At 43.8% G+C, this 19,515-nt stretch carries 19 protein-coding genes and 1 tRNA gene; 11 read left to right on the top strand and 9 right to left on the bottom strand.

All coding sequences use genetic code 11. The features are described 5' to 3' along the window. The coding region (locus A3729_RS31880) for an AEC family transporter (protein ID WP_369820161.1) at positions 1 to 272 on the top strand (272 nt) is incomplete at its 5' end. A 36-nt stretch (positions 273 to 308) separates the two neighbouring features. On the opposite strand, the gene A3729_RS25815 is transcribed toward A3729_RS31880, so the two are convergent. Further along, complete coding sequence (locus tag A3729_RS25815) at positions 309 to 1,088, bottom strand: crotonase/enoyl-CoA hydratase family protein (RefSeq protein WP_068515092.1); 780 nt, start codon at positions 1,086 to 1,088, stop codon at positions 309 to 311. A gap of 39 nt (positions 1,089 to 1,127) precedes the next feature. After that, positions 1,128 to 2,942 (bottom strand): acyl-CoA dehydrogenase, encoded by a 1,815-nt coding sequence (locus tag A3729_RS25810; RefSeq protein WP_068515089.1) that lies wholly within the window; start codon positions 2,940 to 2,942, stop codon positions 1,128 to 1,130. A gap of 130 nt (positions 2,943 to 3,072) precedes the next feature. Here A3729_RS25810 and A3729_RS25805 point away from each other — a divergent pair, with 130 nt between their 5' ends. Beyond that, complete coding sequence (locus A3729_RS25805) at positions 3,073 to 4,065, top strand: GlxA family transcriptional regulator (protein WP_068515087.1); 993 nt, start codon at positions 3,073 to 3,075, stop codon at positions 4,063 to 4,065. A 305-nt stretch (positions 4,066 to 4,370) separates the two neighbouring features. Here A3729_RS25805 and A3729_RS25800 read toward each other — a convergent pair. After that, positions 4,371 to 4,461, bottom strand: a tRNA-Ser gene (locus A3729_RS25800). 237 nt (positions 4,462 to 4,698) lie between these two features. On the opposite strand from A3729_RS25800, the gene A3729_RS25795 reads away from it, so the two are divergent. The 6 genes from A3729_RS25795 (at position 4,699) to A3729_RS25770 (ending at position 7,895) form a co-directional block, all read left to right on the top strand. After that, positions 4,699 to 5,349: a Bax inhibitor-1/YccA family protein gene (locus A3729_RS25795; RefSeq protein WP_068509429.1), complete on the top strand. Its 651-nt coding sequence runs from the start codon at positions 4,699 to 4,701 to the stop codon at positions 5,347 to 5,349. Between the two features lie 75 nt (positions 5,350 to 5,424). Further along, positions 5,425 to 5,817 carry a sulfurtransferase complex subunit TusD gene (gene tusD / locus A3729_RS25790; protein WP_068513642.1) on the top strand — a complete coding sequence of 131 codons (393 nt, stop codon included), beginning with the start codon at positions 5,425 to 5,427 and terminating at the stop codon, positions 5,815 to 5,817. A gap of 11 nt (positions 5,818 to 5,828) precedes the next feature. Further along, positions 5,829 to 6,191 (top strand): sulfurtransferase complex subunit TusC, encoded by a 363-nt coding sequence (gene tusC / locus A3729_RS25785; protein ID WP_068509772.1) that lies wholly within the window; start codon positions 5,829 to 5,831, stop codon positions 6,189 to 6,191. 17 nt (positions 6,192 to 6,208) lie between these two features. Then, positions 6,209 to 6,499 (top strand): sulfurtransferase complex subunit TusB, encoded by a 291-nt coding sequence (gene tusB, locus A3729_RS25780; protein WP_068513640.1) that lies wholly within the window; start codon positions 6,209 to 6,211, stop codon positions 6,497 to 6,499. 25 nt (positions 6,500 to 6,524) lie between these two features. Further along, positions 6,525 to 6,857 (top strand): TusE/DsrC/DsvC family sulfur relay protein, encoded by a 333-nt coding sequence (locus tag A3729_RS25775; protein WP_068513637.1) that lies wholly within the window; start codon positions 6,525 to 6,527, stop codon positions 6,855 to 6,857. Positions 6,858 to 6,887: 30 nt separating this feature from the next. Next, a complete protein-coding gene (locus A3729_RS25770) occupies positions 6,888 to 7,895 on the top strand; it encodes a glycosyl transferase family protein (protein WP_068552770.1) in 1,008 nt (335 codons plus the stop codon). Here the strand turns inward: A3729_RS25770 and A3729_RS25765 are convergent. Together A3729_RS25765 and A3729_RS25760 are read right to left on the bottom strand one after the other, a co-directional pair. Continuing rightward, positions 7,892 to 9,436, bottom strand: a complete 1,545-nt coding sequence (locus A3729_RS25765; protein WP_068510798.1) for a sulfotransferase — start codon at positions 9,434 to 9,436, stop codon at positions 7,892 to 7,894. The genes A3729_RS25770 and A3729_RS25765 overlap by 4 nt on opposite strands. A 141-nt stretch (positions 9,437 to 9,577) precedes the next feature. Continuing rightward, positions 9,578 to 10,786, bottom strand: a complete 1,209-nt coding sequence (locus A3729_RS25760) for an HD-GYP domain-containing protein (RefSeq protein WP_068510800.1) — start codon at positions 10,784 to 10,786, stop codon at positions 9,578 to 9,580. Positions 10,787 to 10,976: 190 nt separating this feature from the next. Between A3729_RS25760 and A3729_RS25755 the strand changes: the two genes are divergently transcribed. Continuing rightward, positions 10,977 to 12,032 (top strand): methyltransferase domain-containing protein, encoded by a 1,056-nt coding sequence (locus tag A3729_RS25755; protein ID WP_068510803.1) that lies wholly within the window; start codon positions 10,977 to 10,979, stop codon positions 12,030 to 12,032. A 53-nt stretch (positions 12,033 to 12,085) separates the two neighbouring features. Here A3729_RS25755 and A3729_RS25750 read toward each other — a convergent pair whose 3' ends face one another. Beyond that, positions 12,086 to 12,961 (bottom strand): hypothetical protein, encoded by an 876-nt coding sequence (locus tag A3729_RS25750; RefSeq protein WP_068510805.1) that lies wholly within the window; start codon positions 12,959 to 12,961, stop codon positions 12,086 to 12,088. Positions 12,962 to 12,992: 31 nt separating this feature from the next. Beyond that, a complete protein-coding gene (locus tag A3729_RS25745) occupies positions 12,993 to 14,024 on the bottom strand; it encodes a hypothetical protein (protein ID WP_068510807.1) in 1,032 nt (343 codons plus the stop codon). Between the two features lie 116 nt (positions 14,025 to 14,140). On the opposite strand from A3729_RS25745, the gene A3729_RS25740 reads away from it, so the two are divergent. Next, positions 14,141 to 15,574 carry a 3-oxoacyl-ACP reductase gene (locus A3729_RS25740; protein ID WP_068510809.1) on the top strand — a complete coding sequence of 478 codons (1,434 nt, stop codon included), beginning with the start codon at positions 14,141 to 14,143 and terminating at the stop codon, positions 15,572 to 15,574. A gap of 60 nt (positions 15,575 to 15,634) precedes the next feature. Here the strand turns inward: A3729_RS25740 and A3729_RS25735 are convergent, their stop codons facing one another. Together A3729_RS25735 and A3729_RS25730 are read right to left on the bottom strand one after the other, a co-directional pair. Further along, positions 15,635 to 16,498, bottom strand: a complete 864-nt coding sequence (locus A3729_RS25735; RefSeq protein WP_082880459.1) for a M23 family metallopeptidase — start codon at positions 16,496 to 16,498, stop codon at positions 15,635 to 15,637. After that, positions 16,482 to 18,884 (bottom strand): Lon protease family protein, encoded by a 2,403-nt coding sequence (locus tag A3729_RS25730; protein WP_068510812.1) that lies wholly within the window; start codon positions 18,882 to 18,884, stop codon positions 16,482 to 16,484. Before A3729_RS25730 ends, A3729_RS25735 begins: the two co-directional genes overlap by 17 nt. Before the next feature lie 226 nt (positions 18,885 to 19,110). On the opposite strand from A3729_RS25730, the gene A3729_RS31875 reads away from it, so the two are divergent. Further along, positions 19,111 to 19,509 carry a hypothetical protein gene (locus A3729_RS31875; RefSeq protein ID WP_068510814.1) on the top strand — a complete coding sequence of 133 codons (399 nt, stop codon included), beginning with the start codon at positions 19,111 to 19,113 and terminating at the stop codon, positions 19,507 to 19,509. The last annotated feature ends 6 nt before the right edge of the window (positions 19,510 to 19,515 follow it).

The raw sequence follows: 19,515 nt of genomic DNA, 5'->3' as shown, positions 1-19,515 counted from the left end.
ATCATCTTGCATTAAAAGCAACTTTACTGAAGCTTGTTGGATTGCCATTGCTGTTCACCCTTGCCGCCTTAGTGATGGGTTTTAAAGATTTAGCATTGGGTACTTTGTTTCTTATGTTCGCAAGCCCCACAGCTACAGCGAGTTTCGTAATGGCTAAGGCCATGCGAGGCAACGCCGAATTGGCCGCAACGATTATCGCTTTATCCACCGTACTGTCACTATTAACAGTAAGCACAGGAATATTTGTACTGCGGGCATTAGGTTTGGCCTAAGCGTGCCTCGTCTTTGTTAAATTGATCCTTCAGGGCTTAACGCCCTACGAAGACCGCATCACGACGCTCGATAAATGACTGAACTCCCTCATTCATATCTTCTGACTCAATGACGGGCTTTAAGCTAGGAAAAAGTTGCTTTATGGCCGATGCCTCGCCTTCTTGTCTTGCAAGCTTAGATGAAGTCAAGCTTCCACGTACAGCCAAAGGAGCTGCCTTAGCGATCTTCTGTGCTAGCGCTAAGGCACATTCTAACTGCTTCCCTGGCTCACATATTTCCTGAATCATTCCCATGCGATACGCATCAGCGGCCGACCACTCGTCACCCGTGAGTAAATATCGTTGAGCATTGGCCCAACCCATTTCATTCTGTAACCGTATCGTTGCCCCACCACAGGCAAACAAACCACGCTGAACCTCCAGCTGAGCAAAGCGTGCATTCTCCGAAGCAACTCTGATATCTGTATTGAGCATCATCTCAACCACCCAGGTATAGCTATAACCTTGCACCGCCATAATAACAGGCTTCGACAAGCTTGGGCCTGATAATGCAAAGGGGTCTATGGTTCTCTCAGGCAAAGGCGGCAAGCCTCCTGATTTAAGAGGCTCTAACCAATCAGTGAGCTCCAAGCCAGCTGAAAAATGTTCTCCCTCTGCGTAAAATACGGCAACACACAAATTATTATCATGCTCCAGCTGGTAATAGGCTCGTGCAATATCGTGATACATTTCGACCGTTAGCGCGTTATACTTTTCCGCTCGATTAACCTTGATCAATAAGATCGAACCTCTTACATCGACTTCAATATAGCTCACTTTTTCCTCCGCTTTCGAATTTGGTTTATGTCTCAAGGTCTAGAACCAGTTTGGCTGCATTTCAAAACAGGTATCGTCTCGCCCCAAAAGTAGATCTGCTTCGTGCTTAGCTAATGGTAATTGCCATTTAATATAATATTGAGCAGCCTGGAGTTTGCCACGGTAAAACGAAAGCTCTTCATGGTTTGCGGGCTCAGTTTCGGCAATCCCCTTTTCTGCCGCTAAGGCCTGGCGTAACCACAGCCACGACACCACCACGCGAGCAAACATCGAAAGGTAAGAACTGGCATTAGATAAGGTCAAGTCAGGAGATTCTTTCTGAAGGTCAGCGCCTAATTGCATAGTAACCCTATGCACTAGTGACAAATGTTCTTCAATTGTTTGCGCCCACGCTTGAAGCCTTTCACTGGATTCTTTAGCACGAGAAAGGTCTAAATTCACCTTAGAGACCAGAACTTGAAGTCCTTTACTGTTGCGCTGCCATAGCTTGCGACCCACTAAATCCAAGGCCTGGATACCATTCGTTCCTTCATGAATTGGGTTTAACCTATTGTCGCGCCAATATTGTTCGACAGGGTACTCTCTGGTATAGCCTGCACCGCCAAGCACCTGAATCGCTAGATCATTCGCTTTTACACCAACTTCGGAGCTCCATGATTTGATCACGGGTGTCAGTAAGTCCAGTAAGAGCTCTGATTTTTCTCTTTCGTCTGCATCAGGGTGTGTATTGACATCATCTAATAAGAAATAACCAAACAGGCATAGTGACATTGCACCTTCAACGTATGCTTTTTGCTCTAACAGCATTCGACGCACGTCGGCGTGCTGGATAATCTCAACAGGCTTGTCATCCGCCTTTTGGCTCGCCAAGCGGCCTTGTAAGCGCTCATTTGCATAAGACAGTGAACTCAGATACCCGCGATAGCCAATCATCGCGGCACCCATCGAAACGCCTAATCTCGCTTCATTCATCATTTGGAACATATAGCGAAGGCCCTGGTGCTCTTCGCCTATCAGATACCCTACACATTCATTGTTATCACCAAATGAAAGCATGGTCGAGGTCGTACCGCGGTAACCCAATTTATGAATGAGCCCAGCTAATGCAACATCATTACGATCTGCCGGTTTACCATCGTCATCCAATCTATATTTAGGAACCAGGAACAGCGAGATTCCTTTTACGCCCGATGGCGCACCGTCAATTTTAGCCAAGACAAGGTGAACAATATTGTCGGCCATTTCATGATCGCCACCCGAAATGTACATCTTATTTCCTTTGATCAGGTATTGACCTGCGGTGTCTGATGCTTTTGCTCGGGTTGTGATATCGGCTAAAGATGACCCAGCATGAGGCTCTGTCATTGCCATGGTGCCAGTGAACTTACCGGCTAACATAGGGCTTAAGAAATTACCTTTTAGCGCATCCGAAGCATAAGTTTTGATTAAATTGGCTGCGGCTATCGTTAAAAATGGATAACCCGCTGATGAAGCGTTAGCACTTGTGAAATACCCCATACACGCAGCCATAATAACTTCTGGCAACTGCATCCCACCTAACTCGTAGTCATCTCGCCCTGCAAGAAAGCCTGCTTCAGCCAACGCATCAAAGGCCTCTTTTACCTCTGGCAGAATGCTTACCTTCGCACCATCAAAACTGGGCTCATTACAATCTAGTTTGGCATTATGGTTAGCAAACTTATCCTCAGCAATTTGTCTTGCTGTAGAGATCGCTGCATTAAAGGTTTCAACATTATGTTCATTAAAACGAGCGCGCTCAGTAAGTGCGGCGGTTTCAAGCACTTCATACAACTGAAACTGAACGTCTCTTTCATTTAATAAATCGGTTTCCATGCCTTACAAGCCTCTTAATGATGAATAGGTTATTTACCTATCACTGTCTCATATCGAGAGGGATTACATAACTGGCTTTTATGACTTAAACTATGCCGTTTATGCCACCAGTATTCTTGGATACACAACAATGAAGCAAGTCACCATTCTCGGGTTTGATTACGCCTTTGCTACAGCAATTATCGGTATGGCAGATTTACTCGCTTCGGTTGGCGTTACTTGGAATTACATTCATGGAGATAAGCTATCCAGACAATTCAATGTCGAAATTGCTAGCTTAAACGGTGGTAAAATTCGGTGTGCTAATAATATTGAAATCAATGCGCATAAAACCATTGAAGAAATCAGTTCAAGTGACCTGCTTGTCATACCGACCATCGCTGGCGATATTGCTCAGACACTGGCTTTAAATAAAGCAGCACTCCCATGGATCAGAAAACTATATGAAGGTGGCTGCGATATCGCATGTAATTGTACCGGCGCTTTTCTGCTTGCCGACACAGGCATGTTAGATCACAAAAAAGCGACGACGCATTGGGGCTTCGTCGAGCAGTTTGCACAGAAATTTCCAAAGGTAGACTTACAGCCGGACCAGTTAATTACAGAAGATGGGCAAATATTTTGCTCTGGTGGCGGCACGGCCTGGTTTGATATGAGCCTGTTTCTGATTGAGCGCTATTGTGGCTATGAACTCGCGCAAGCTAGCTCCCGGTCATATGTTTTCGACATTGGCCAAGATAAGGTTAGTAGCATTAAACGTATACCCGGCAAACATTACCACCAAGACAAGCAAATCATAAGCTTACAAAACTGGCTAGAACATCACTTTGCTGAAGACTTTTCAATCGACGAACTTGCCGAGCGTATCAACATGACACCAAGGACATTCAAACGCCGCTTTAAAGCGGCTACCAGTGATACACCAATCACCTACGTACAGAAGCTTCGGATTGAATCTGCCAAAAGGATGCTAGAAGGCAGTAAAAAGTCTTTAGAACAGATCACCCAAGAAGTCGGCTACAACGATATGTCTTCTTTTATTCGCCTGTTTAAAAAACATACATCTATGTCTCCTGGCGCTTTTCGTGTTCGTTTTTCACGTAGGCCTGAAGTGCCGAGCTAACAACTTGGAAGCACAGGGCCTGTGCAGCAAGAACGCTAGTCCTTTCTGAGAGGAAATTTCTATCGATTATTCACGAGAGGTACAGCAGACAAATAACCAAGGCCAATCTTAGTTTACCAAACGAGACCTTGTCAGAGTACTTGGTTACAAGGCTGGGTACTTGGATACTCCGGTCTATTTATTTCACTAGAGTCTGAACCATTTGATCAAACAGTAAAATCAAGAATAGAGTTGAGAAGATATTTCTAGAAACTAGACAATGATTTAGCGTAGGAAAGTTTTCACTTATTTCTGGAAGAAATAAATGGCGGTGAGCCAGGGATTCGAACCCCGGGTGGGCTATTAACCCACGCTGGTTTTCAAGACCAGTCCATTCAACCACTCTGGCAGCTCACCGCAATTGCTTTCATGTCGAAAGCGAGGTGTATACTAATGATTTTTTTAGCGGTGTCAACGATTTATTTTTAAAGTTTTTGAGAGTTGAATTTTCTATACTCGCCACTATTATAGGCATGTAAATGTAGTATTATTCTAACTAAACATACTTGGTTTAAAACGGAGCATTACATGCAAGATAATAGACATCCACAAGCTCAGGCGGCTCACACTCAAGGTGATAACCTCGCCAATATTATGGGTGCTAATTCGCAAGCGGCTTTAGGTGCTGATGTTTCATCGGTACTTAAGAACACATACATGCTATTAGGTTTAACGCTGGCCTTTTCAGCTGCCGTTGCCTATATCGCAATGGTTATTAACGCGCCACACCCTGGCATGATCATAACGCTGGTTGGTTTTTACGGTTTACTGTTCGGTATTCACAAAACGGCTAACAGCGGCATGGGTCTTGTACTTACCTTCGCACTGACAGGCTTTATGGGTTATACAATTGGCCCCATCCTTAGCATGTTCATTGGCGCAGGCGCTGGCCACTTAGTTGCTAACGCACTTGGCTTAACCGCATTCGTATTCTTTGGTCTTTCGGCTTATGCCTTGATCACACGTAAAGACTTTAGCTTCTTGGCAGGTACGATTACTGCTGGTTTCTTTGTTCTTTTAGGTGCAATGGTTATTGGTATCTTTACCGATATCGCGGGTTTACAGCTAATGATCTCTGCGGGGTTTGTACTTTTCTCGTCTATGATCATTCTGTATCAAACCAGTGAGATCATTCACGGCGGCGAAACAAACTACGTTCTAGCTACCGTGACACTATTTGTGTCGATCTATAACTTGTTCCTAAGCTTGCTTCAGCTACTCATGGCATTTAGCGGGGACGATTAAGAAATAAGCAACCCTTTAAAGCCATGCCTTGGTCTGTACTAAGCATGGCTTTTTTAGTTTTTAGCCCTTTAAAATATGAACATATCTGTATTAGTCCTTAACGCTCCCTACGATTCACAGTCGTCTTACAGCGCTTATCGATACACTAAAGCTGCCCTTCAGAATGGGCACAAGCTTTCTCGCGTCTTCTTCTATCAAAACGGTATTCATAGCGGTACTAAACTCGCGACACCACCACAAGACGAGTTTGATCTTTATAAAGCCTGGCAAGACCTTGGTACCAAGCACAACCTTGACCTGGTTATCTGTATTGCCGCCGCAGCACGCCGAGGCTTGATCGATAACACAGAGCAAGCTCGCCATCAAAAGGACGCAAACAATCTCGCTGAAGGTTTCGAGCTTTCCGGGCTTGGGCAACTAGTAGAAGCAATGGCCGTTTCTGACCGCTTCATAACCTTTGGAGCTTAAACAGAGGCAAGATGGATAAGAAATCTATACTCATTATATTAAACTCAGCCCCGTTCGGCTCCAGCGATGCAAAAGAAGCTCTCGACCTTGTGCTGGCTGCGGGTACCTTCGAGCAAGATATCAGCCTGCTACTCGCAACTGATGGCTGCTATCTATTATTGGAAGATCAAGACCCTGCAAACATACACCAGAAGAATATTCGCCAAATGATGAAAGCGCTTGCTATTTATGGTGTAGATAAAGTGCATATAGATAAACAAGACGCTGAAGACCGAAACATCCCGTTAAGCGATTGCTCACTTGCGATAAGCGAACTTAGTAAAGCACAAGTAAGCAATAAGCTTAACGATTCCGACATTATTTTAAGATTCTAGCTTCTTGGCCCCACTTTATGACCCTGCATATACTGAACAAACCACCCTCAGAAGTCGCTGTGAACCAGCAACTTTCAGACACGATCCTGGACGGTGACTGCGTAGTACTCATTGAAGATGGGGTTTTCCAATGCCTGGGAACCTCGTCTGAAGCCAGTCAATGGTCTTGTATTGCCGCGACGATTTTTGTACTGACTGAAGATGCCTTGGCTAGGGGTGTAAAAATCCCGGTAGACTATTGTAAAATTGATTACAATGACTTGGTTGAACTTACCATCAAGCATGAAAAAGTGCATAGCTGGTATTAAATCTAGCCTTTGCTAAACACATATTATGAGCGATCAAGACACGCTAAAAAATATCCAGTTTGATGAGCAAGGTTTTCTAGTAAACCTGGATGACTGGTCACGCGACATTGCTGCGGCAATAGCCCTGCAGGAAGGCTTAACGCTAACGCCCGGACACTGGGAAATATTAGACGCCCTGCGCAGCTTTTACCTCGAATACGATCTCTCACCTGCTATGCGCATTCTTGTTAAGCATATAAAAGAGACCTTAGGGGAAGATAAAGGAAATAGCATCTATTTGATGACCCTGTTTCCGGGAAGCCCCGCAAAGCTAGCCAGTAAGATCGCAGGCTTACCCAAACCAACCAATTGCCTATAAACTTACCTTTTTTAAGGAAGTCGACCCCGTATGACAGACGTAAATATTAAACAAGCGAAAGCAGAACACCCATTTGCACCCTTTGTAAGAATACTGGGCAAAGGTAAAAAAGGCAGCCGTTCCCTTACTGAACAAGAAGCTTTTGAAGCAATGAACATGATATTAAAGGGAGAAGTCGAAGACGTGCAGCTGGGCGCCTTCCTTATGCTATTACGCGTTAAAGAAGAATCTGCTGAAGAGCTCAGCGGCTTTGTAAAGGCCGTTAAAGAGCAACTTAATACCCCCGCAATCGCGGCCGATCTTGACTGGTCATCCTATGCCGGAAAACGACGCCACCTACCTTGGTACCTGCCAGCAATTTTCTTGCTGGCTCAAGCCGGTTATCGAGTCATGATTCACGGCGCAAGTGGTCATACTGCAAACCGCCTGTATACTGAAAATATTCTTAATGAACTAGGAATACCAGTCTCACGCTCATGGGAAGAAGTTGCAGACAGTATGAATGTTAGAAGCTTTGCTTACCTGCCACTCGATGCGATTAGCCCACGCTTGGCCGAAATGATCAATATGCGTCACTTGATGGGGCTGCGTTCCCCTGTTCATTCTTTATCGCGACTGATCAATCCCTTGAACGCAGATAGCGTACTCCAAGGAATATTCCACCCCCCCTATAGCGGCCTTCATCAAGAGGCTGGAGCACTACTAGGGTACCGATCACTTTCAGTAATAAAAGGTGAAGGCGGAGAGATTGAGCGAAATCCTGATAATGCCATGGTCGTAAAGTCAGCGATTAAGGGAGAGCTTACTGAAGAAGAGTGGCCTTCTCAATTTGAGCGAAGACACGTTAAAGGGCAGGATTTAACGGTTAACTACCTTAAGCAAGTTTGGCGTGGTGAGCAAGAAGACGAATATGCCTTAGGTGCCATTATCGGTACAACAGCCCTCGCCTTAAAATCTTTAAAACCAGAGTTCTCACAGAAGGACGCCTTCGCATTTGCCGAGAAACTTTGGAGTGAACGCAAATTAGACTTGATCTAATCTACGTTCTGTAAAACCTCTATCAAAGGCGCCAAATATTTTTCATACGGCGCCGATGCTCGCTTGGCATCTTTATATATAGGCTGCCTTACTTGCGCGACACTCGCTGTTCTCACTGCGCGCTTATTTTTATGAAATTCGAAGCAGCCACCCTCTGGCTCCAAATGGCAAAAGGCGAGTAAGTTGTTAATCTGGTGCTCTGAGTTATCCACCATCGCTTCATAATTAGCCTCATAAATACGATCACCAAATAGGTTCTGCCAATGCTTCATCATGTCTTTATAGGCGATATAATACTGGCCCAGCTCTGTTAAATCATTAGTGTATGCTGGGGAACCAGAAAAATTTTGTTTATAAATAGAAAAACAGGTTTCAAGCGGGTCACGTGTACAATGAATAACTTTAGCGTTAGGCATTACAGTTAAGATAAGCCCAACAAACATGAAGTTATAGGGCATCTTGTCTGTAAAATACGTAGCTTTCTGTCTAGCTCTAAGCTTATCTAAATAAGCAGTCATGACTGCGACACACGCGCTAGCCTTATCATCTGCTGAGATATCGCTATTCAATATCTCGCCGTGCGTTCTAAAGCTTTCTCTCAGGTCAAGAATCTCTCCTTCCGCTTCGACCTGCGAGTGACTAGATATAATCTGCTCGATTAGCGTCGTTCCTGAGCGCGGCATACCCAATATGAATATTGGTGAATCATCTGAAAGTTGCGCCCCCTTTACTTCATTTAAAAAACCTTCGTCAAAAGCGTTTAAGATAGCTTTGAAGTCATTTTCTGTCTGGGAATGCTGATAATTTACGCCTTTGCGAGCAATGTCATTTCCCATTTTCAGGTACATGAATGATTTATCGGTCTTCTTACTTCGCTCATAATACATTGACAGAATATACGCGACGTTCATTTGAACTGCTGGCGCTTGTGTTTGCTGAGAAAAGCTTTTCTCCAACTGAGGAATGATGCTTTCTAATAGAGGCTCTTTTCTCCCCTTACCATACAAGATAAGATTCCGAATCACTGCTATTTGGCCAGGGTTGAGTTTCAAAGATTTTTGAAAACAGCTGTAGCCTTTTTCCCCCTCACCTAAACGACTTAGCGCTAAGCCTTTTAAGTTATAGGCATTTGCATTTTTCGGTGAGACTTTTATTAAAGATTTACAAACGCCTAAGGCATCCTTTTCTTTGTGATTCCCAATTAAGACGCCAGCCAATTGCTCTAAAGCTTTTTCATGCTTGGGCTTAAGTTGAAGAGCTTGCTTTAACCACGTTTCGGCTTGTTGATTATGACCTAGCTGTACTGCCAAGCCAGCACCCTGTAAAGCGACTTCATGCTCTTCAGGCAAGGCTTCAATTGCTTTTTTTGCGAAAGAGAAAGCCTCCGGCAGCTTTCCAGCTTGTTGAAGCAATAGAGAAAGTTGTGCGCATATCACGGGCTGACCTGGCGCCTTATCAAGAATCTGACGGTAGATATTTTCTGCTTGCGCTAGCTTGCCTTGCTGATGTAGTGCAAGGGCCTGATTGAATATTTCTTGCATTGACTTACCTAGTTAAGAGTCAGTTTACAGTAGATAATGGCACAAAAATGAGCCAAGTATGTGCTCTACTTTCGAGTAAAACTAATAGCGCTAGTTACCCAAATAGAAACAAAAGATTGATTACCAAGCTAGACGAACAGACTAGCGAAAAATGCTACAACGACTGCCTTCCAGTAACTTAATATTTTTATATAAAAGTTCATTGGCATTGGCGACTAAATTGTAATTGGCATCATACTTTTTGGAGGAAAGAATATCACCCGTCAGTACCCTCATTCGAGAGAGAATCTCAGGTAATCCTTTTAAAATGATAGCTATGTCACGAACAACAGTACATTCATGAATATTATGGAGCTCACAGCAGTCGTTATCGATCTTCATCCCAATAACGCCCTCAGTGCGCTGCCTAAACAGGCTCGGATCAAACACTCCGGTATCGGTTGAAAGCCTAACGAGACGATGAATCATTGAACGCAAACCATGGACACTCAGGTCAAAATCATACGGAAGTAGCTCAGCACTGACGACGAGTAAGCACGACAGCATTTTCTCGAGCTCTTTAATCTTGCTTTCAATATCAAGAAACAGATTTGAGTTCTTTGGTGACTCGATCGGGCTAGACAGGTGCGCTTCAACTAAGGTGATCCAATGCTGATGCGCCCTTTCAAAATACAAAAAAGAATTGAGCCTAAGGTTTGATAAGGTATGAGATATCTGATTGTGACCACCTAGCTGATCAAGGCGGTCACTTAACTCATTGGCGATCACTAAAATCTGGGCGTCTAGACCAAGTTGAGGCTCACCAATGAGATTTGGAAAGCCAGTTCCGTCATTTCGTGCGTGGTGGTGTAGAACCAGCTCCGCAAGCCCTTCTAGCTCAGGTAGGTACTTTTCAACTAAACGTGAACTAATCAGAGGGTGAATATCTCTGCCGTCAAGCGAGCTAGCTGGAGAAAAGAAAGGGCCATTAACCTTTGTGGGAAACTCAATCGTCTCGGTATCGGGTGCGTGTTTACCAATATCTTGCAGTAAACCAGCGACGAACAGCAATCTTTGGTTAGCTTCTGTGAGGCCAGCTGACCGGCCAATCAATAACGCACACCAACTGCAAAACAAAGCCCTTTCGAAGTCGATTTGCGAACAAACATGGACACGAGTAAGTGCCTTCATGATCTCAGGAAATTTTTCAAGCTCATTGCAAAAGAAAACCATTTTTGGCCAATATGAATTGGCTTGGTTTATTTTGAAAAGCGTCGGATGGGAGTCAATAAACATCCGGTATTCGAGAAGCAAGCTTGCTGCGCTGATATAATAATTACCGCCAAGGTAATCAAAACTGCTATCACTCATGGCACTAAATTTCCAGGACAATGTTCGAAAAAGGTATGATTTAAAGATAGGCTACAAGCCCTATATATTCAAAGACGAAAGCGTGATAATTTACTCGTTTTATATATTTGAACGTTTAAGACTATTGCTTGTCTTACTTGTCTCCAAGTTCAGAAACACGCGCTAACAATTCAAAGAGAGATCTCCCTGCATGCATGATGATGTTAAAAACTATTACGGGAAAGTATTAGAAAAAACCGAAGATCTTAAAACCAACGCCTGCTGTACAAGCGCTGGTTTACCTAGACATGTAAAGACGGCATTAGCCAAGGTTCATGATGAGGTACTAGCCCGTTACTATGGCTGCGGTCTAATTGCCCCACCCGTGCTTGAAGGAATGCAGGTAATGGATCTTGGCAGCGGGTCTGGCAGAGATTGCTACGTTCTATCCCAATGGGTTGGCGAACAAGGCCGTGTCTTAGGTATCGACATGACAGAAGAGCAGCTTACCATTGCACTTGAGCACGAATCTTACCATGCCGAGAAATTCGGCTACGCAAGCAAGAATACAGAATTCAAGCTGGGTTATATCGAACGTTTAAACGAACTTGGCCTTGAAGAAAACAGTTTTGATATCATCGTATCAAATTGCGTTATCAACCTTTCACCAGACAAGGAAGCCGTATTGCGAGAAGCCTATCGAGTACTAAAACCAGGAGGTGAGCTTTACTTCTCTGACGTCTATTCAGACCGGAGAGTTCCCCAACACCTTGTTGAGGACCCAGTCCTATACGGCGAGTGTTTGAGCGGCGCACTTTACTGGAACGATTTTGAAAACCTAGCTAAAAAAGTCGGTTTTTTGGACCCGAGGCTTGTAGAAGACGATGTCATCACTATTGAAAATGAATCGGTGCAAGAAAAAGTCGGCCATATCGGTTTTTATTCGGCAACCTACCGTTTATTTAAAATAAAAGACCTTGAACCGCACTGTGAAGATTATGGCCAGGCTGTTATTTACAAAGGCGGTATCGAGCACTTTGAACACGCTTTCGTTCTTGATAAGCACCATATCATCGAAAAAGGTAGGATTTTCCCTGTTTGCGGCAATACCTGGCGCATGCTGAATGAAACACGATTTAAAAAGTACTTCGAGTTTATTGGTGACTGGAACACTCATTACGGCATTTTTGAAGGCTGTGGATCTAGCTTACCCTTCGATGGTGACCCTATATTCGAAACAGGTGACGGCGGCTCTTCTTGCTGCTAACTTGAGCTAGCGCTCTATCTGAAGAGCTAAGCTATAACTATCCGCTTAGCTCTTCACCTCCTCTTCAACGCTCTAATATCTAGACCATTTTCGATCATATACTCTTGCATATCTTTCGCGTACATAATCCACCCTTTCGGGCTTAAATGAATTTCATCATCCCAATATTTTGCTGCTGACAAGTCTACTCCCCGACCAAAAGCATCATAACTTAGCGTATTCTGATATTGCCCCATTGCGCCTATAATTGTTTCAGAAAGCTGCGCATGCAGATAGCGAATCGCCCGCCTCCTTATACAGTTATCTATATTAGAAGTAAGCATAGGTGGATAAGCTTTCGCATCAAATGCTGTTTTTATCCAAGGCCCGGCCTTTAGGAATGCCAACTTGAAGCCTCGCTGGCGTTGATCTGGCGACGCATAACAATGCGCAAGGACAGGCACGCTAGGTAGATATCGGTCTCGGTCTCTCAATACCTTATGATAATCATCTCTGATGTTTTGAAGTAAGCGCTCTTTCCCTGAATTAAAGCACTCTGAAGGCGATTGATTTTTATCATCATAATCTTTAAGGATAAACTTTAAGCCAGCGAATAAATCATTCCCGCCCATACTTAGACAATATACATCGAGTCTAACTCGATTGTATTTAGCATAGCGAAATACACTGGATTCACGCGAAACCTGCTTTGCCGTAGCCATTGAGACGCTACTATCCCACCAGTTTGCGCCAGTAGGAATAATCTGCATCAGGGCCTGATGTAAATTATTCGGTCCGTAGAAAAAATGTTTCTGCCTGCCAGGGTAATCAAACCAGGAGTCACCTTGCACTACAACATTAGGGTATCGACGACGATATAAACTTTTCGCAACCGTTACAAAACTTGGTCCTGAGCCAGCAAGGAAATGCGCCCCTCTGTAACTATCCATGTTTTTTACTTCCCGCTAATACACAGTCTCTTTATGGAATAGCTATTTTGTCATAGTCAAAGGTAGAAGCTTTAGCTTTTTCAGTGGCCTTATCTTTGGCGGGGGCGCTAGTAGAAGGAATTGGCATAAGTACACGCGGCTTCTGTATCTTAATTTCTTCCAAGCCATCAAAGCCACTTGCCGTAGCGTTTGCTCCTTGGGCGCTATTGCTTGGCGCGCTTAGCGTGTTGCTTAACGCTGGTTTAGAAGCAGTAGGGTTACTAGCTGGACCTATCGGCGCCATAAGGCTAGCAAGTTTATCTTCGAGTAAGCTATAGTCGCTTTTAACAGTGGTAAGTTCTTCCGTCAAAGATGTCTTCGAAGCGCTTAACTGTGAAATCTGTGTTTGTAGCGAAGTAATCCGCTGCTCCTTAGACTCTAGCTCCTGATTGAGTTTATCGTTGTTCGATGCAAGATAATCAATCTCTGAGCGTGTCTCTTTTTGACGTTTTACAACCGCAAGATAAGCGCCTTTTCTATCTTTTAACTTCTTATTTAATACCTTGATTTCATCGCTTAATCTTGAATTTTCTCCGGCCAGCACTTCGCTATTGCTTGCGCCACTCAACAAAGACGCCCTAACCTGACTCAAGGATGCTGCTAGGGCCTCGTTTTCCTCTTTAAGCAAAGCGAGTTGTGAATTCAGGTTGTCGATAATATCCTGATTGACCGCAAGCGCACCCTCCGACTCCTGTATTTTTTCCTGCTGAGCCTGGTTTTCTCTTGTCAAACGCTCGTGCTCAGCTTTGGTTTCAGCAAGAGATTGTCCAGACGTAGACATTTTGGCTTGCTGATTTTTAAGCTGAAGTTCGAGCTTACCTATTTCTTGCTTAGATAAGACGCTGTCCAGGAGTGCAGTTTGACCCTGGTGATAAAAATAAAATGCTGAGAGCCCGAAAGCCAAGGCCATGATAAGAGTGACTATCCACGTACCGTTAAGCAGGCTATTGCGCTTGCGCAGATCATTTATCCACTGCTGCGCATATTGGTCAGCGTTATTCAAGGAATTGTCATGTGTCGTCATAAAACGTTATCTCAAGAAAAATAGATTTTTTGTAAGATATTATAATAGTTTGCGTTACACTAGCGCATGCCGCGCACGAGGCTCTATTGTTATTTTTTAAAGGGTAAAAAGTCGACATGAGTGATCTATATCTAAAGCTTGCGAACTCTCAGTATACACAGCCAATCATCCAAGCTTTGAACTTGCCCAAACCTCTTAATCTTGCTCGTAGCGAACATGAAAGCTTATATAATATTAGCGGTAAAATCCTGCTTGCCGCGACTAAGCATAATTTTGCGACTAATAGTGTATTTAAGGCTCTCGACTCCGACAACATTACCCTGTTTAGTGCACGCTCTAATACCGAGACACTAAACTTATCGGCCGCACCTACGAGTTATAAAGCTAAATGTACAGAAATTCAGATCGACAACCTTGAAGATCAAAAGTTTAAAGCTTTAGTTTTTGATGCGACGGGAATAAAAACAAGCCAAGAACTGAAGCAATTGTACAGCGTCTTTACTCGTTCCGTTAAGAAAATTAGTATTAATGGACGCTTTGTCATTATTGGGCAATCACCTTCGCAACTTGAATCACCGGAAAGCGCTTCTTTGCAAGGCTCCTTAATAGGGTTTGCAAAATCGCTAGCTAAAGAGTGTGGTAAAAAAGGGATCACCAGCAATGTTATTTACCTGGAAAAAGGCGCTCAGAAATATCTAGACAGCTCTCTCAGGTTTTTCCTTTCGCCCAAGTCAGCCTACATAAGCGGACAATCTATTCAGCTTTGCAACAAAGCAACCAAGCAGAAAAGAACAGACCAGGCTAAGCCACTACTCGGCAAAACTGCTCTTGTAACTGGAGCTGCTCAGGGGATTGGCTATCACACCGCAAAAACATTAGCGCGCGATGGTGCAACAGTCGTCTGCCTGGATATACCTGCCAATGAAAGTGCTACACAAGCTCTCGCTAAAGAGATTTCTGGACACAGTGTTGCATTGGATTTAAGCGCAGAAAGCTCGGTCGACTCTATATGCAATACTATTGGTGCGCAACTCGGCGTAATAGATATCATTGTTCATAACGCTGGCATTACTCGCGACAAGACTATTGCTAACATGCCAGAGCACTTTTGGGATCAAGTGATAAACATCAACTTGTCCAGGGTGCTGGATATCAATCGTGCGCTAATAGAAAAGAAGCTACTTGCTAACAATGCACGCATCATCTGTATATCTTCTATTTCCGGGATTGCAGGTAACTTCGGACAAAGTAATTACGCCTGCTCTAAAGCCGGAATAGCCTCTTATGTTGAAGCGATGAGCCAACACACCGCCGACCAGGGCCTTCAGGGGCTAACTATTAACGCCATTGCACCTGGCTTTATAGAAACTGATATGACCCAGCGAATCCCTTTATTGACTCGTGAACTAGGGCGACGTATGAATGCATTATCACAGGGTGGCTTGCCGCTAGATATCGCAGAGGGAGTGAGCTTTTTCAGCCGCCCCGATGCTAATGCGCTTAACGGAAATGTACTTCGTATATGCGGTTTGAGTTTACTAGGTAAGTAAATGTAATAATGGAATGGAATGCGATGACCATCTTGCAGCAAGAATGCCATCGCTTTAAGTTTACTTATCACCAGCTATCAAAAGAACCAGCTGAGGGTCAATTCTCGTACCATACCAATTAACACGCCAATCAAGGTGCGGACCTGTAGAACGACCTCCAGCCCCTACTTTGGCAATTTCCTGGCCTGCCACAATATCTTCACCTTCTTTTACGACAACTTCACTTAGATGAATAAAGGTTGAAGATAGTCCATAACCATGGTCAACAATTAAAGTGCCACCGGAGTAAAACATGTCTTCATGGACCAGCGTAACTTTACCGCTAGCAGGAGCATAAACTGGCGCCCCAACTGGCCCAGCATAATCAACACCATAATGTGGGCGCTTTGGTGTACCGTTGTAAATCCGTTGACTACCGTAGACACCAGTAATAGGCGCCCTCATAGGTGCCGTAAAGTCATCCAAAAAGTAAAGCAAGCTGGAATCAGTTTTACGAGCATTTTTAACCAGCGCCGTTTCGCGTTTTATACGGGCTAGTTTATCCTTACTGGGTGTCACGGTTTTTTGAGGAACACCTTTAATACTTTGAGTCGGATAAGTCCTTTGCTTCACATCAATAATTAGAGAATGACGTTCACCATTAGGAGCGCTGAATGTTAATTTGTGCTCCGGCGCAGCATCGCGACCAAAGCCAATAATAAAATCCCCTTCTCGCGTAAGCCGAATTTCGCGTTCATTCAGTTTTACGTCGTACGAAGGCTTAACATTACCTTTTAACAAACCGCCCTGTGCAAATACCCCCTCAAGCACCACGTCGTCGGTCATTAGCTTTTCTGAGAGCAAGTCATCCGCAAAGACATTAGCACAAGTCACTATAAGGAGTGTAAAACCTGTTCGCTTTAGTCGCTTAAGCGTTTTTCTCATGAGCACCCTTTTCTTCGCTATCTTTACTCTCTTCTTTCTCACGTAAGCTGGCCATCTTCTCGTGCACTTTGCCGAAGATGCTGCCATCCTCGTACATACCGTCTTTAAGCGTTCCCGTCTTTAAACCCGTTAGCAATTCCAATGCTTCATTAACATGCGTTACTGCATAGATATTAAAGCGCTTTTTCTTAACGGCATTAATCACCTTCTGGCTTAACATAAGATTGGCAATATTGCTTTTAGGGATAATAACCGCTTGCTTCTGATCACTGCCGATTAACTCACAAGCATCGAGAAAGCCTTCTATTTTCTCATTTGCGCCACCAATTGGCTGAACTTCACCAAACTGATTCACTGAGCCGGTCACTGCGAAGTGCTGAAGAATTGGCACATCAGCAAGTGAAGAAATTAAGGCGCAGAACTCGGCCATCGACGCGCTATCGCCATCAACCTCACCGTAAGACTGTTCAAAAGCAATACTTGCAGATAGAGGCATCAGATCATCTTTTGCAAATAAGGATGACAAATAAGACGATAGGATCAAAATCCCCTTAGTATGGATATTGCCGCCCAACTTGGCATGATGCTCGATATCTGTGATATCACCATCACCAAAATAACAATTTGCAGTAACACGGTTTGGCATTCCGAACTCCGAACCCGCCGTGGAGTACACTGACAGTGCATTGATCTGCCCAACAACCGAACCGCTAACGGATAGCAAAGTAGAGCCATCTCTTATCGTATCAAACAGTTGATCTTTGATTCGCCCATTGCGGTGTTCGGCACTTTCTAAAGCGCGCTCTACGTGAGACTGTCTGATCATTGTTGAACGTTGCTCACGCGCCCAGTAGTTTGACTCTCGCAGCAAATTAGATATTTCAGAGGCGTGAAGTGACAACTTATTCTGATTTTCAGCCTGGCGGGAGCTAAACTCAATTACCCGAGCCACCGCTTTCTTGTCACAGTGAAGAAAGCCTTTTTCGTGTACGAGACTAGAAATGAATTTTGCGTAAAGCATCTGTGATTCAGGCGTACGATTCATTTCGTTTTCGAAGTCCGCTGTCACTTTAAACAGTTCTTCAAACTCAGGGTCGTAATTCTGAAGCAATAGATAAGTTTCGAGGTCACCAAAGAGAATAATCTTAACATCTAATGGAATCGGTTCCGGTTCCAAAGAAATCGTTCCAGACAAAGTCACTTCTCTTTCCAGGGAATTGATTTGCAGTTCCTTGGAACGCAGGGCTCGCTTGATCCCGTCCCACACAAAAGGTTGTTCAAGCACCTTCGCCGCATCAATCAACAGGTAGCCACCGTTGGCACGATGTAAGCAACCCGAGCGAATTAAGGAGTAGTCGGTAAACACCGTGCCTTTGTAGGTCACATGCTCCACATAACCAAACATCGTGTGATAGTTTGGGTTTTCTTCAACGATAACAGGCTCTTTAGAGTCCTTGTGCTGAACCAGTACATTAACCTGATATCTACGAGGTAGTTTCTTCTCAAGCGTTGCATTGGACATAGCGCCCTGCTCTTCGCTGTCTTCGAGAAAAATATCTAAGTTATTGACGATATCATTTTGTATATCATTCAAATAATCAATTACTAAAGAGTGCTTATGATATTTGTGAGCAAGTGACTCAACCAGGTGCTGTGTAACGCCCAGTACAACCTCTTCATTGAGCGCTTGCTGCTTATCTACAAACTCCTGTTCCCAGTTTGCTATTTTTCTAATCACCCCTCTTAGCTTTAATTCAAGCTTAGTGATTACATCATCAAACTGATCTTTCTCATCTTCCGCAAGTGCTTCAAAGCTTTCGACTGTATGTACATCTTCACCATTCATTGCAGTGAGACGGTATCCACCAGGGGTTGTCAAAGATAGCTTTACCTTTTTTCGCTTCGCTTGCTTAGCGACTTTCTCTAATGCCGCTTCTTGCTTTTCAGCGTATTCTAGCTTGAGTGCTTCTGAGCGCTGAAAGTACTGATCATTCTCGAAAGCCTGAGGAATGCCTTTGACCAAACGGGTCATAAGCTTTTCGACATCCTTTTTTAAATTAGCGCCCATGCCAACCGGTAACTTAAGTACTTTGGGTGATCTAGGCTCATCGAAGTTAGCAACGTAGCACCAATCGTATAACTCTCTATTTTCTTTACGGTGATGATCTAGAAAACGCAAGATCATCGTACGCTTGCCCAAGCCATTGCGGCCAATTGCATACACATTGTAACCAGAGTCAGGCATTGACATCGCAAAGCGGACAGCTTCCTGTGCACGGTCCTGACCTACAAATTCATTTAATGGCGGCAGAGCTTTAGTACTGGAAAAGCCCAAGTCAGCATCATCACATGTTTTGTATAATTGTTTCGTAGATAGCGGTTTCAATGTGAGCCCTTAAATATTATGAAAATGATTACATGCAAAGCATTAGTTCAAAGTATCTAAACGATATTAACAAAACAGACTGGCTTAACAAGACTAATTTTTACCAACAATTTAACCTATATTCATTTACTATAAGAACAGCTGTCAGTTGAAAGTTGATTTGTTGGGTGTTTAGCGTTTAATATCCCTCTCCTGATTCGACCTAACCCCATACCATTTTATACCTATGCATAAAATTAAACTCATAAATTGGGCAGAGCGCCGCATTAAAAGACGCCATAAAGCGCCTGATTTACGAATATCAATACAACCTGTCGGCTTAAGAAAATTCTTCAGCTCCTCACAGGAAGTTAAATGCCTCGATATCAATCGCTATGGTATGGCGATCAGGTCGCGTCGTCCCTTTAAGGCCAAAGAACGCATTCTAATTAACTTTAGAGGTAAGTATATTTCACTTTCCAAGGTTGGGGGCATCGTCACCGAGTGTGTGAAAGTTCGGCATTTTTACCGAATCAGTGTTGTTTTCAGCTACGCAAAAGACAGCAAAGAATACTGCCGCAAGACAGATAATGCTCTTTCAAGAATTGAAAGCCTTTATAACCAGCAAACAAAAGAAGCCGGTTAACTCTTC

It is taken from the genome of Oleiphilus sp. HI0043 (assembly GCF_001634935.1).
The sequence above is the reverse complement of the archived record's forward strand: the minus strand, read 5'-3'. Positions and strand labels throughout refer to the sequence as shown.

Bases quoted from the DNA above. Each gene is read 5' to 3' on its own strand.
- A3729_RS25810 (WP_068515089.1), bottom strand. From the start codon at position 2,942: ATGGAAACCGATTTATTAAATGAAAGAGACGTTCAGTTTCAGTTGTAT.
- A3729_RS25805 (WP_068515087.1), top strand. From the start codon at position 3,073: ATGAAGCAAGTCACCATTCTCGGGTTTGATTACGCCTTTGCTACAGCA.
- A3729_RS25795 (WP_068509429.1), top strand. From the start codon at position 4,699: ATGGGTGCTAATTCGCAAGCGGCTTTAGGTGCTGATGTTTCATCGGTA.
- tusD (WP_068513642.1), top strand. From the start codon at position 5,425: ATGAACATATCTGTATTAGTCCTTAACGCTCCCTACGATTCACAGTCG.
- tusC (WP_068509772.1), top strand. From the start codon at position 5,829: ATGGATAAGAAATCTATACTCATTATATTAAACTCAGCCCCGTTCGGC.
- tusB (WP_068513640.1), top strand. From the start codon at position 6,209: ATGACCCTGCATATACTGAACAAACCACCCTCAGAAGTCGCTGTGAAC.
- A3729_RS25775 (WP_068513637.1), top strand. From the start codon at position 6,525: ATGAGCGATCAAGACACGCTAAAAAATATCCAGTTTGATGAGCAAGGT.
- A3729_RS25770 (WP_068552770.1), top strand. From the start codon at position 6,888: ATGACAGACGTAAATATTAAACAAGCGAAAGCAGAACACCCATTTGCA.
- A3729_RS25765 (WP_068510798.1), bottom strand. From the start codon at position 9,436: ATGCAAGAAATATTCAATCAGGCCCTTGCACTACATCAGCAAGGCAAG.
- A3729_RS25760 (WP_068510800.1), bottom strand. From the start codon at position 10,786: ATGAGTGATAGCAGTTTTGATTACCTTGGCGGTAATTATTATATCAGC.
- A3729_RS25755 (WP_068510803.1), top strand. From the start codon at position 10,977: ATGCATGATGATGTTAAAAACTATTACGGGAAAGTATTAGAAAAAACC.
- A3729_RS25750 (WP_068510805.1), bottom strand. From the start codon at position 12,961: ATGGATAGTTACAGAGGGGCGCATTTCCTTGCTGGCTCAGGACCAAGT.
- A3729_RS25745 (WP_068510807.1), bottom strand. From the start codon at position 14,024: ATGACGACACATGACAATTCCTTGAATAACGCTGACCAATATGCGCAG.
- A3729_RS25740 (WP_068510809.1), top strand. From the start codon at position 14,141: ATGAGTGATCTATATCTAAAGCTTGCGAACTCTCAGTATACACAGCCA.
- A3729_RS25735 (WP_082880459.1), bottom strand. From the start codon at position 16,498: ATGAGAAAAACGCTTAAGCGACTAAAGCGAACAGGTTTTACACTCCTT.
- A3729_RS31875 (WP_068510814.1), top strand. From the start codon at position 19,111: ATGCATAAAATTAAACTCATAAATTGGGCAGAGCGCCGCATTAAAAGA.